Raw genomic sequence first — 13337 nt, 5'->3', positions numbered from 1 at the left:
CTGAAATATAAACTGCGATTTGAGCGAAGGTGGTATATCATATGAACCAGGAAACGATTCATACAATAGGCTTGTGGGAAGCGATCCGTAATAGACGAAGCGTAGGTAAAGTAAAACAAGACCCGTTGGATCGCAATGATATTGAGAAACTTCTAGAAGCCGCCGCATGGGCTCCAAGTCATCACACAACGGAGCCATGGCGTTTCTTCGTCATGACAGGTCCGGGCAGGCAAGTGCTGGGAGATGCTTACGCGGATATTGCCATGGAGCTGGATCGGAAGAAGACGGACGACGAGCTGGAAATTTTGCGTAAAAAGCAGGCTGACAAAGCATTCCGCGCCCCAGTCGTTATTGCGGTTGCGGTATCTCCGTCCTCGGCTGCAGGCGTTAACCGAATGGAGGAATTTGCAGCTGTTCATTCAGCGGTGCAAAATTTACTGCTAGCCGCTCATGGTATGGGTTTTGGAGCCGTTTGGCGTACTGGTGAGCCCGCTTATCATCCGCGAATGAAGCAAGCGTTCGGTCTATCGGAAGCCGAACAGATTGTCGGCCTAATCTATATCGGATACCCTGTTAATCCGCAGCAGCCGGGCAAAAGAGAGCCTGTTGCCGCGAAAACAGTATGGATCACTGAGTAATCCTCTTACTTTTATTAATATCAGAGCCCGCTTGCTTCCTTTATGGATGATAAGTGGGCTCTTTTCTTGCTGTTTGCAAACATATGTTCCTAGGTTGTGATATAATAATCCCATAACATCCCTTACCATCAAGCACATATATTTGGTAGAATAATATAATTGCTAGAGATGGCTGAGAGGGAAGTTTTTTCTGGAGGAATAACTTGGCAGAGCATGGATGTAAGTTTTGCTATGCATACGATACAATAAAGGTTTCCTGAAGGAAGCTTAGTTTGGGGGGATACATAATGGCTCTGCGTTTTGTGCTGGGAAGAACCGGCAGCGGAAAAAGCGACTATTGCCTGAGCAGTATAAAGGACAAGCTGTTGGAGGCGCCCAACGGACGTCCATTGATTTTATTAGTACCCGAACAGGCCACATCCCTTGCCGAATATGCTCTCGTCTCATCACCAGAGCTGGGAGGGACATTGCGGGCACAGGTACTGAGCTTTCGCAGACTGGCATGGCGGGTTATGCAGGAAGTGGGGGGCACAGCCCGTCTACCGATTGATGGAACCGGAAAAACGCTGCTTATACATAAAATTTTGCATAAACACCGCGACAACTTGCAATTATTTCATACATCAACAGATCAAATGGGCTTTATCGAAAAGATTGGTGAACTGTTTACGGAATTTAAAAGATATTGTATTACGGCTGACGGACTTGCGGATTTTGTTGCGAATACGCAATTAAGATCCAATAATTCAATACTGCTGTCAGACAAGCTGCAGGACTTGCAGCTGCTTTATAGAGAATTTGAGTCGGAGCTATCCAAGGCTTATTTGGACGGAGAAGATTATTTAACTCTGCTCGCCTCCCAATTGCCTCACTCTGAGTACGTTCAGGGGGCTGAATGCTGGATTGATGGATTTCATGGATTTACTCCTCAGGAGCTTGCAGTCGTCGAGGGATTAGCAAGCTTATGCAGCAGTGTAACTATGACGCTTACCTTAGACAAGGAATACCGTTTGGGACAAAAGCTGAATGATTTGGACCTCTTTCATCCGCCTGCCCGTACAATGCTGCAATTGCAGGAACGAATGGATCGCCTGCAGTTACCCTTACAAGAAACGCTGATACTGCCTTCGCAGCCTCCGGTCCGTTTCAAGGACAGCCCGATGCTTGCTTATATGGAGGGAGCTTTTGAGCAGCGCTTGAAGAAACCATATCCAGCCGGAGAGCCTGCTGGCGGAAAGACCGGAGTTCGTTTGTCTGCAGCTGTCAGCCGTAGAGCGGAAGTGGAAGGGACTGCGAGAGATATTTTGCGGTTGGTTCGGGATGAAGGCCTCCGATATCGGGATATTGCGGTTACAGTAAGAAATGCTGAGGGGTATGGCGATTTGCTTGGCATGACCTTTACTGATTTCGGAATCCCTCATTTTTTCGATCAAAAAAGGACGGTAATGGATCATCCGTTGGTTGAGCTGATTCGTTCTGCAATGGAAGTTATATTGCGCTACTGGAAATACGAAGCTATTTTTCGTTGTACGAAAACGGGATTTTTTCTGCCGCTTAGCTCGGACGAGAATCCGAATAATCTCGATCGCCATGCGCTGGATCAGCTTGAAAATTATGTGCTTGCATTCGGTATTCAAGGCGCTAGATGGTTTGATGGCAAACCGTGGACATACTCACTGCGTTCCAGCTTGGAGCAGCCGGACATAGAGGTCAATGAAGCAGAGGCAGCTTACTTACATAAGATTAATGCAAGCCGTAAACAGATTGCTCAGCCACTGCATCAATTTCAAGAGGAAATGAAGAAATCCAAGACAGTCAGGTCCAAGGTGGAGACGCTGTACCGTATGTTGACTTATCTGAAGGTGCCTGAGAGGCTTGAAAGCTGGAGCCAGGCTGCTGTTCATGCCGGAAATACAGAAAAGGCGAGAGAGCATTCGCAGGTATGGGACCGTATAATCGATATGCTTGATCAGCTTGTTGAATTAATGGATGCGGAGGAAGTTTCGGCTGAAACATTTGCGGGACTGCTTGAGGCTGGAATGGAAAGTATCAAGCTCGGTCTTGTGCCGCCTTCCTTGGATCAGGTGCTGATTGGAAGTATGGACCGTACTCGTATGGGAAGCGTAAAGCATGTGTTTGTGTTAGGTGTCAATGAAGGAGTGATTCCTTCCAAAATGAATGAGGAAAGCGTTCTGTCCGAGCAAGAAAGAGAGACGCTCACTAATTTCGGTCTTCCGATGGCGGAAGGCAGCACAAGAAAGCTGCTGGATGAACAGTTCTTAATTTATTGCGCCTTCTGTACTCCTTCCATTTGTCTCTGGTTGAGTTATCCGCTAGCAGATGAGGAGGGGAAATCGCTTCTTCCATCCGATGTGATAAGGCATATGAAACGGATGTTTCCTTTCGTTAAGGAACGGCTTTTATTAAATGAGCCGACGTCGGCTATGAGCATAAGCGAGCAGATCGATTATGTGGAGCATCCGGGCAAAGCAATGTCGTTCCTGATTGTTCAGCTTAAGCAATCGATGCGAGGTGAGCCGATCTCAGGAGTTTGGTGGGCCGTTTACAACTGGTTTATCCAACAGCCTGGCTGGCAAAAGCGGCTGCGGTTAATGATGCAGTCCCTGCTGTATACGAATGAAGCCAAATCCTTAAGCAGCACGGTAAGCCGCCGATTATACGGAGACCATGTGCTTACAAGCGTGTCGCGGATGGAACGTTTCGTCTCTTGTCCGTTTTCGCAATATGCCTCTCATGGCCTGCGTCTTCAGGAACGGCGGATTTACCGTCTGGAAGCTCCTGATATCGGACAGCTATTCCATGCTGCTCTCAGCATGTTCGCAGGGCAAGTGGCAAGCCTCGGCGGACATTGGAGCCGATTAACGGCTGAAGAGTGCTTATCGATTGCCGGTGATGTGGTGGATTTGCTTGCTCCAAGATTGCAAAGCGAAATACTGTTCAGCTCGAAGCGGCATCATTATATAACACGCAAGCTGAAGCAGGTAGTGGGTCGAGCCGCCATGATGCTTGGTGAGCATGCACGGCGTGGTCAATTTGAGCCCATCGGCCTGGAGATTGGGTTCGGAGAGGGACAGGCGATTCCCCCGTTATCCTACATTCTGGAGAATGGCGTACGAATGGACGTAAGAGGCAGAATTGATCGGGTCGATCGAGCGGACACGGATCAAGGTACTTTGCTTCGCGTCATTGACTATAAATCAAGTCCTACCGCCCTCCATCTTGCTGAGGTTTTCTATGGATTATCACTGCAAATGCTGACGTATCTGGACGTTATTTTAACACATTCCAAAGAATGGCTAGGAACCGAAGCCAAACCTGCGGGAGTGCTCTATTTCCACGTTCACAACCCGCTGCTTCAGCTCAAAAATCGGATTTCTGCGGATAAAGCCGATGAAGAGCTGCGCAAACGCTTCAAGATGAGAGGGCTTGTTAGCGCGGATGCCCAAACCGCCCTATTGATGGACAGCGCATTGGCTGGCTCCAGCGGTCATTCCCAATTAATTCCGGTAGCTATGAAGGCGGACGGCAGTTTTTATAAATCATCCTCAGTAGTCGATGACGGGCAGTGGAATGTGCTGCGGAGTTATGTGCGTGGTGCTATTAAAGGAATCGGTTCGTCGATGACTGGAGGCAATGTAGATATCGAGCCTTACCGAATGGGAACGGAAGCGGCCTGTACATTCTGCTCCTACAAGCCGGTTTGCCAGTTTGACTCTCAGTTCGAAGCTAATCAATTCAAGGTCCTTAAGCCGTTAGGCAAGGACCGCGCGATGGAGCTGATGAAGGAAGGGCTGGAGAACCGAGGTGCAGATCATGTGGTTGCGTTACGTGCATCCAAAGCAGGTGGCTGGAACCGGAAGGCCTCGGTTATCGAGGTTGAGCCCGAGCGGGAAAACGAGCAGTCAATTTTGGAGTTAGATGATAATTACGAAGCCGGCTTCACTAAATTGAAGCGTTCAGGAGGTACGTCGGATGATCAACAAGATAGCTAAGCCTGAAGGCACCTCATGGACGGATGATCAATGGGACGCTATTTCTATACATGGACATGATATGTTGGTTGCAGCAGCAGCAGGCTCAGGGAAAACTGCTGTACTTGTAGAGCGGATAATTAGCAGGGTATCCGATGAGTTGAATCCCGTGGACGTAGACCGACTGCTGGTAGCCACTTTTACGAAAGCTGCAGCAGCGGAGATGAGACACCGGATTAGCGAAGCTCTGGAAAAGGCGTTGGAGCGGAATTCCAGTTCGGATCATCTTCGTCGTCAGCTCGCACTGATTGGAAGAGCGCCTATTACAACGCTGCATTCCTTTTGCCTGGAAGTTATTCAGACGCATTACCAAAGAATTGGGTTGGATCCTGGATTTCGCATAGCCAATGAGACGGAGAGCGAGCTTATGCGTCAGGATCTGATAGAGGAGCTGTTCGAGGAGCAGTATGGCTTATCGACCGAGGGAAGCGACTTCTGGCGTTTGGTGGATTGGTTTAGCGGAGAAAGAAGCGATGATGCGTTATTCCGGTTGGTGCAGCGTTTGTATGATGAATCCCGCAGCCATCCGCAGCCGTCCAAGTGGCTGCGGGAGACGGCAGCGATGTTCGAGATAACACCGGATGCTCCGAATCCGTGGCTGCCCAGCTTGCTGTCAGCTGTACAGCTGGATCTGAAGGGAATAGCTTCGATTTTAGGAGAGGCCGTGTTAATCGCGGAGCAGCCGGGAGGTCCAGAGCCTTATTTGCACAATTTACGCGAGGATTTGGAGGCCGTGGCCTATTTACAGGAAGTGGCGGCGTATTCGTGGGAGCATCTGTATGATTCGTTCCAAGGCACTTCCTTTGGGAAATTAAAGCCGTGTAGAGGCGATCAATATAATAAAGCATTGCAGGAGCAGGTTAAGGATTTAAGAAATAAGGCCAAGGAACAGCTGTCGAGTATGGCTGAAGAATTGTTTTCGCGGACCGTAGAGCAGTATGATGAAGAGCTACAGATCATGGCGCCTTTGATGAAAGCGCTGGTGGAGCTGGTCATCGAATTTGGCAGCCGCTATCAGGAAGCGAAGAAGACAAAAGGGCTTGTTGATTTTGGGGATTTGGAGCATTTTTGCCTGCAAATATTGAGCGTCGAGGATCCGAGTACAGGCGGCATGATCCCATCAGAAGTTGCTTCCGGGTACCGGGAGCGATTTGTTGAGGTGCTGCTTGATGAATATCAAGATACGAACAGAGTTCAAGAAGCCATAGTTTCCTTTATTTCCCGTGAAGCACCAGGCAACCGGTTTATGGTTGGAGACGTTAAACAGAGCATCTATCGCTTTCGACTGGCGGAGCCTGGATTGTTTTTGGAGAAATATAAAAGATACAAAACCGAAGAAAGTGAACCGGGACAAAGAATTGATCTGGCGAAAAATTTCCGCAGCCGCCCTAAGGTAGTTGATGGAGTCAATTATATTTTTCATCAAATTATGGGCGAAACGGTCGGAGAAATAGAATATGATGAGCGTGCGGATCTAGTATTCGGAGCCAGTTACTATCCGGAATGGAATCGGATATCCAATGGCTCCGATTCGGTTGAGCTGCTATTGATTGATCGTTCAGACAATAGCTTGGGTGAACCTGACGAACAAAGTGAGTTTTCCAGGCAGCAGGATTCTGAAAAGGATGGAAATGATTTTTCCGAGGCAGACGCTACGGACAGTTCAGATCCAGCGAGTGAAGCTCGTGAGCTGGAAACGGTTCAGCTTGAAGCCCGGATGATAGCATCACAAATTCATAAGCTGTTGGGTATGAATGGAGAGCGCGTGTTTCAAGTGCTTGATAAGTCGAGTGGTGGAACAAGGGATATTACATTCCGTGATATGGTTATTTTGCTAAGAGCGACACAGCAGTGGTCTCCTGTTTTGATTGAGGAGCTGAGGCAGCAGGGAATACCTGCTTATGCCGAGTTGAATACAGGATATTTCTCAGCAACAGAGGTGGAAGTTCTGCTCTCTTTGTTGAAAATAATAGACAACCCGTTTCAAGATATTCCTCTGGCAGCAGTGCTGCGTTCGCCTATCGTGCAATTAAGTACGGAGGAACTGGCGCAAATCCGGATTTATGGTAAATACAGCAGCTTTTATGAAGCTGTTTGTGCCTATTCAAGGAGAGACGTTGCGAACGGCGACGAATCTGAGGTTGATGTGGTTCTGCAAGGGAAGCTTAGCCGCTTTCTTAAGCAGCTTGAAGCATGGAGACAAGAAGCGCAGCAAGGTGCTCTGGCGGATTTGATATGGAATATTTACCGTGTCACCGGCTTTTATGATATGGCCGGAGGGCTTCCTGGCGGACTGCAAAGGCAGGCTAATCTAAGAGCGCTGTACGATCGTGCTAGGCAATACGAATCGACTTCGTTTCGCGGATTATTCCGTTTTCTACGCTTCGTTGAACGAATGAAGGACAGTGGCGGCGATTTGGGGACAGCCCGCGCTCTTGGAGAACAGGAGGATGTCGTCCGCATCATGTCTATCCATAAAAGCAAAGGGTTGGAATTCCCGATAGTTTTTGTGGCGGGTATGGCGAAGCGGTTTAATCAGCGGGACTTAACAGATTCTTTTATGGTCCATAAGGATTTAGGCTTCGGACCGAAATTTATGGATGCAGAAGCTAGAATCAGCTATCCGACTTTACCTTGGCTTGCCATCCGGCGCAAAATGCGTATGGAAATGCTGGCTGAGGAAATGCGTGTATTATATGTAGCATTGACCCGCGCAAGAGAAAAGTTGTTTTTGCTGGCAACGGTGAAGGAAGCGGATAAGCTTTTGCAAAACTGGGCGCGTTACATAGAGCATGATAAGCTGCTGCTGCCCGATGATGCTTTGGCGAAAGCTCGCAGTTATTTGGACTGGATTGGTCCCGCGATTATACGGCATCCCGATGGGAGCGTATTGCGTGAACAAGCAGGAGCTGCTCATTTATCCCCGACTTTTTTTGCGAATGAAGCTTCCCGTTGGAAGGTTCAATCGGTTCGTCCTGAGGTGTTCGCAGCAATGGCTGAGGCTGCGGGGACTAATGAAATATCCAATGAATGGAAGCAAGCGGTTCTGGCTATGGAGCCGATAGAAGAAGGAAGCAATTTTGAAGCTCAAGTAGAGAGCAAGCTTTCTTGGCGTTATGAGAATGCACAAGCCTCATCGCTGCTCTCCAAGACTTCCGTAACCGAGCTAAAGCGCATGTCCGAGCATCATAAGCTGCTGGAGCTTGTCTCAGATGAGCCGGTATATCCGGAAGCTTCTCAAGATAAAACTTACAGGCCTGCAATTGTCCGAAGACCCCGATTTATGGAGCAGACTCAATTAAATGCAGCTGAGAGAGGGACGGTATTTCATTCTGTCATGCAGCATATGAGGCTCAGTGCTCAGCCTTCTGAACTGGATATAAAGGAAACGTTAGCCGATATGGTTCGTAGAGAATTGTTGACCGAAGCTCAAAGTACAGTTGTGGAGCCGAGCGTAATCTTGTCTTTTATTCAAAGCGAGCTCGGAATGAGGCTGCTTCGATCTCCGCAAATACATCGTGAGCTGCCATTCAGCTACGGCTTGCCGGCAAGCGAGGTATATGGAGTGACTGATGAAGCGACAGCAAATGAAACAGTCATGCTGCAAGGGGTCATCGATTGTATTTTTGAAGAGGAACAAGGCTTGGTGCTGCTCGATTACAAAACGGATCATCTGAAAGGCGGCGGACCTGCAGCACTGGATGGAATGCGTGAGCGATATCGTTTGCAGCTTGAATTGTATGCTAAAGCAGTGGAGCGGATATGGAAGCGCCCTGTTATTGGGAAATATATCTTTTTATTTGATGGAGCTCATGTGTTGGAGCTGTAAGAGTCTGCCCGAAGATTTGATCTTCGTAAGTAAATATTCATGGATTTGCTTTCGGCGGACAGACATCTGGAAGAAGGTTGAAAAGAGAGGAGGTTTTTCATGAGGATTTTACATACGGCGGATTGGCATTTTGGCCGAACTTTGGAAGGAAGAAGCAGATTGGCGGAGCAAGAGGCATTTGTGGAGGAGCTAGCGCATATAGTTCGTGATCAGCAAATTGATCTCGTGCTTTTGGCAGGAGACGTCTATGATTCTGTAAACCCTCCTGCCGCGGCGGAACAGTTGTTTTATGATGCATTGGCAAGGCTGGCAGATAACGGGACAAGGCCTGTTGCCGTAATAGCGGGGAATCACGATCACCCTGATCGGTTGGCTGCGGCTGCACCGCTTGCTCAGAAGCTTGGGGTATTGCTAATGGGCCTTCCGGAGGATCGCCATGAGCTTATACCTATTGCGCGAACAGGGGAAAGTGCATGCTTATTTGGACTGCCATATCCATCTGAATCCCGGTTGAAAGAGCTGTTATCGGATGATGCTGAGGAGGAGCTGCTGCGAGCCGCTTATTCCGATCGAGTCAAGCATATTGCCATGGGACAAGCCAAGCATTTTCGTGCGGATACGGTTAATCTGATCATGAGCCATATTTATGTATTGGGCGGAGCGGAAAGTGAGTCGGAGCGGCCTATTCAAGTGGGGGGCGCCTATACGGTAGATACATCTGCTCTGGCGGTAAGCGGTGCGCAGTATGTTGCTTTGGGTCATCTGCATAGGCCGCAAAACATTAAGGCTGCATCACTTATGCGTTACAGCGGATCGCCGTTAGCGTACAGCTTTTCCGAGCATGGGCAAGCCAAGTCAGTTACTATATTGGATGTGAAGCCCGGTGGTGAGGTTAAGCTTGAAGAACTTTTCTTGAGCTGTGGTAGACCCTTGGCACTTTGGAAAGCAGATTCCGGCTTATCTCAGGTACATAAGTGGCTTGATGAGGGCCGGGACGCGAAAGCTTGGATAGATCTTGAAATTAATATGACCGAAGCCATGTCAATGGAACAAATACATACTTTACGGAAAGCTCGGGAAGGAATTGTTAACATTCGTCCTATTTACCCTGAGATGGAGGCTGCTGCTGCGGGTGAGGCTTCAATGAGAAGCATGCCGATGGACGAGCTTTTTCGCCGATATTATATTCGTCAGACGGGCGGGGCTGAACCGGAAGCGGAGCTGGTACAGCTGTTTATGGAGCTTCTGGAGGCACAGCAAGCGTGAATGAAATCGAAAAGACTTTTCTTTGAATTAAATTCCGCTTAGCTTGTTGAAGAAGAGTAAATGAAATTAGGAAAGGAGTGATTGGATTTGAGACCGATGTATCTGCAAATCGCCGGTTTGCAGAGCTACCGTGAACTGCAGGAGATTGATTTCACTCAGCTATGCGATGCTGGAGTGTTCGGGATTTTCGGACCGACGGGCAGTGGGAAATCCACAATTCTTGATGCAATGACATTGGCATTATTCGGTAAAGTGGAGCGTGCGGCCAATGGCACACAAGGGATCATGAATCACGCAGAGAACGCTCTGTCCGTCTCCTTCACGTTTGAGCTGGGACATGCTCAAGGTTCAATTCGTTACCGTGTAGACCGGCAGTTTAAGCGGGGCGGGGATGTAACGGTTAATAATACGATCAGTCGGCTTATCCGTTATCAGGATGGGGAAACGATTGTTTTGGCTGATAAATCGGGTGAAGTGAATCAACAGGTACAGGATATATTGGGCTTGTCCATGCAGGACTTCACCCGAGCTGTAGTCCTCCCGCAAGGGAAGTTTGCCGAGTTTCTAGCATTAAAGGGGAGTGAACGGCGGCAAATGCTCCAGCGGTTGTTCCACCTAGAGCCATATGGAGATCAACTAAATGCGAAGACATCGGCACGTTTTAAAGAGGCCGATGTGGCTATCAAGGAGCTGCACGCCGAGCAGCAGGGTCTCGGCGACGCCTCGCAGCAAGCGCTGGACGCAGCTGCGGAAGCGCTGCAGGCTGCTGCCCAGGCGGCACAGCAGCTGCGGGCACAGCTCGCCGCGTGCGAGGCCCGCGCCGCCGAGCAGCGCCGCGTACGCGAGCTGCAGCACGTGCTCGCGCAGGCGCAGCAGCAGCTCGCGCAGCACGCGGCCCGCGCGCCGCAGGTGCACGCGCTGCAAGCTCGGCTCGCGCGCGCTGCGCAAGCCGAGCTTGCGCAGCCTTACGCGCGCCAGCGCGAGCTCACAGCGGCGCGGCTGACGCGCGAGCGCGACGCTGCAGCAAGCGCCGCGGCCGCGCAGAAGCGAGCGCAAGCTGCGCTCGAACGCGCCAGCGCAGCGCATGCGGCTGCGCGCGAGGCGCTGGCCGCGCAGGAGACGCCGCTGCTGCTGCGGCTCGACAAGCTGCAGCAGGCGCTCGCGCTGACTGCGGAGCTGGCGCAGCAGCGGGCCGTGCTGAGCGGGCTTGCTGCGCAGGAGGCGCAGACGGCTGGCGCGCAGCGGACCGCGAAGGAGCAGCTGCTGCGGGAGCAGGAGCTGCGCCATAAAGCGGTGAAGCGGCAAGCTGAGCTCAAGGAAGAGCTGAAGCTGGCAGAGGTGCGCAGCGAGGATCGTGAGCTGCTGCGGGCAGCTCTCCAGGACAAGCGCTCCATTGAGCAGCAGCAGCGCCAATTGGAGGAGCAGCGGGTTGAGCTGCAGCGTCATCAGAAGGAGCTCGTAGAGCTGCATCAAGAACGCATGGCAGCTGAGCAGCAAGAGCTGCAATGGGGGCGGCGATTGGCAGGCTGGCTTACAGAAGTGTCAGACGTCTACTCCGTATCATTGTCGCGTGAAGCTGAGTTGCAGCAGGTGCACGATATGATTCCGATGCTTCTTGATGAACGCAAGAAGTTAAATCGGCAAGCCGAGCTTCATGCTATGGCTGCTGAATTGGCGGGACAGCTGACAGCCGGAGACGGTTGTCTGGTGTGCGGGTCAATCCATCATCCCAAGCCGTTTGTTCTCGATGAAACAGGAACAGCCGGCGGGCTTGACGAGAGCTCGCATTTTGCGTCAAGCTTGGATAAAATGCAAGCACAAGCAAGGCAGCAGCTGATGGATAATAACCGGCAGCAGGTTATGCTGAATGGCTTTGTTCAGCAATGGCAGCCGATGCTTCCTCAGCTGCAAGCCAACGAATATATATCGGAAGCAGCCGCAGCTTTATATTCGTGGAATCAAGCGGCCGAAACCAAGCAGCCTGCAACAGCTGCTTCTGCGCTGCTGACTGAGCAGGAGCTGCTATCCCGGTTTAATAACGCCGAGAGTAGCTTGAAGCAGGCCCGGCTGCATGAGCAGCAGCTGCAGCAAGAGCTTCAGAGTCTATTGCAGGAGCGTGGACAGCTCGACCGAATGTTAAGTGACAGGAAGTCCAGGCAGCAAAGTTTGGGTCACCTTATTCATGCAGCGCAACAAAAAGAATTACAGCTCATGCAGTTAACCCAAGAGCAAATCGCAGCTTGGAGAACGAAATTTGCTGCCTTTTCCTTTGAGGCTCTTGAATCCGCTGTAGAACAACAACAGCTGCAAGAAAAAACGGCGGAAGAGCTGCGTCAAAGACTTGATAAAAGCATAAGCTTTATCGAAGAAAAGCTCAGCCTGATTGCGGAGCTTCAGGAACAGACTAATGCTTTGGACCGGACTTTAATCCAACTGCAAACCGAGCTGAAAAATGTGCAGGAGCAGGAAGCGGAGAAAACAATCCGGCTGCGTGAATGGGCAGGGGAAGAGCCGGTAGAAGAGCAGGTAGCACAAGCCAATTTGCAGCTAAGTCAGCTGAGAGGCGCTTCAGAGCAAGCCAAACAAGGTTTTGAGGAAGCTCTAGCCGCCTCACAGCAGGCATCCCAGGTTTATGCAGGTGCAGGACAGGCTGCAGAGACTGCTGCCGAGCAAGCAGCAGCAGCCGAAACGGAATGGCAGAAGCAAGCTGAACGGTTTAGCTTTGCCGATCCTCTGGAGGTACAGGCTGCTGTAATCTCTGATGCGCAGAAGTTATCGTGGACTTCGGAAGTGGAAGCATTCGGTAAACTGGAGCATCAGCTTAAGACGCAGCAGCAGCAGCTGTCTGAGCAGTTGGAGGGGCGTTCTATTTCAGAGGAGGCTTGGTCAGCTCTGGAGGCGGAGCTTGCGGAAAGCAAGAGGCTGGATGAAGCGGCTCTGCAAGCTCAAGCAAGGGCTGAGCGGGATTTGGAGTCATTGCAAGCAAAACATCAGCGCTGGAGCGAGCTTGAAGCGAAACGTGCTGCAAAGCAAGGTGAGCTGACATTGCTCAGCAAGCTGCAAACGGTTCTTCGAGGGAATGCTTTCGTAGAGTTTTTAGCTGAAGAACAATTGGTCCAGGTTAGCCGTTCCGCATCGGAAAGATTAGGGCAATTAACTCGCCAGAAATATGCCATAGAGGTGGATTCTACGGGGGGCTTCGTTATTCGCGATGATTCCAACGGAGGTGTCAGACGTCCGGTGTCGAGCTTGTCCGGCGGAGAAACTTTTCTGACCTCACTTTCGTTGGCACTCGCTTTGTCCGCACAAATTCAGCTTAAGGGCCAGTATCCTCTGGAATTTTTCTTCTTGGATGAAGGCTTCGGTACATTGGATCAGGATCTTCTGGAAACTGTAATCATCGCCTTGGAGAAGCTGCATTTTGACAGGTTAACTGTAGGCGTGATCAGCCATGTGCCTGAGCTGCGTGCAAGATTACCGCGTAGACTCGTAGTTCAGTCGCCTGAGGCAGGCGGAAGCGGAAGTGTTGTTCATTTGGAGACACTTTAAGTT

At 50.5% G+C, this 13337-nt stretch carries 5 protein-coding genes; all 5 read left to right on the top strand.

Features of this window, described 5'->3' with window-relative positions:
- The first annotated feature begins 41 nt into the window (after nucleotides 1–41).
- Nucleotides 42–638: a nitroreductase family protein gene (locus ACFQ0C_RS38195; RefSeq protein ID WP_379375061.1), complete on the top strand. Its 597-nt coding sequence runs from the start codon at nucleotides 42–44 to the stop codon at nucleotides 636–638.
- Between the two features lie 287 nt (nucleotides 639–925).
- Nucleotides 926–4651 (top strand): helicase-exonuclease AddAB subunit AddB, encoded by a 3726-nt coding sequence (gene addB, locus ACFQ0C_RS38190; protein WP_379375059.1) that lies wholly within the window; start codon nucleotides 926–928, stop codon nucleotides 4649–4651.
- Nucleotides 4632–8519: a helicase-exonuclease AddAB subunit AddA gene (addA, locus tag ACFQ0C_RS38185; protein WP_379375057.1), complete on the top strand. Its 3888-nt coding sequence runs from the start codon at nucleotides 4632–4634 to the stop codon at nucleotides 8517–8519. Before addB ends, addA begins: the two co-directional genes overlap by 20 nt.
- Nucleotides 8520–8618: 99 nt before the next feature.
- The gene (locus ACFQ0C_RS38180) at nucleotides 8619–9785 is read left to right on the top strand and encodes a metallophosphoesterase family protein (RefSeq protein WP_379375055.1); all 1167 of its coding nucleotides are present in this window, start codon (nucleotides 8619–8621) and stop codon (nucleotides 9783–9785) included.
- A gap of 96 nt (nucleotides 9786–9881) precedes the next feature.
- Nucleotides 9882–13334: an AAA family ATPase gene (locus tag ACFQ0C_RS38175; RefSeq protein ID WP_379375377.1), complete on the top strand. Its 3453-nt coding sequence runs from the start codon at nucleotides 9882–9884 to the stop codon at nucleotides 13332–13334.
- Nucleotides 13335–13337 lie beyond the last annotated feature (3 nt).

The organism is Paenibacillus sp. GCM10027630, assembly GCF_042676305.1.
In the GTDB taxonomy this organism is placed as follows: Bacteria; Bacillota; Bacilli; order Paenibacillales; family NBRC-103111; genus Paenibacillus_S.
This window is presented reverse-complemented; position numbering and strand designations above follow the sequence as displayed.

What these genes read in the sequence shown, in the direction of transcription:
- addA (WP_379375057.1), top strand. Translation starts at nt 4,632, where the DNA reads ATGATCAACAAGATAGCTAAGCCTGAAGGCACCTCATGGACGGATGAT.
- addB (WP_379375059.1), top strand. Translation starts at nt 926, where the DNA reads ATGGCTCTGCGTTTTGTGCTGGGAAGAACCGGCAGCGGAAAAAGCGAC.
- ACFQ0C_RS38180 (WP_379375055.1), top strand. Translation starts at nt 8,619, where the DNA reads ATGAGGATTTTACATACGGCGGATTGGCATTTTGGCCGAACTTTGGAA.
- ACFQ0C_RS38175 (WP_379375377.1), top strand. Translation starts at nt 9,882, where the DNA reads ATGTATCTGCAAATCGCCGGTTTGCAGAGCTACCGTGAACTGCAGGAG.
- ACFQ0C_RS38195 (WP_379375061.1), top strand. Translation starts at nt 42, where the DNA reads ATGAACCAGGAAACGATTCATACAATAGGCTTGTGGGAAGCGATCCGT.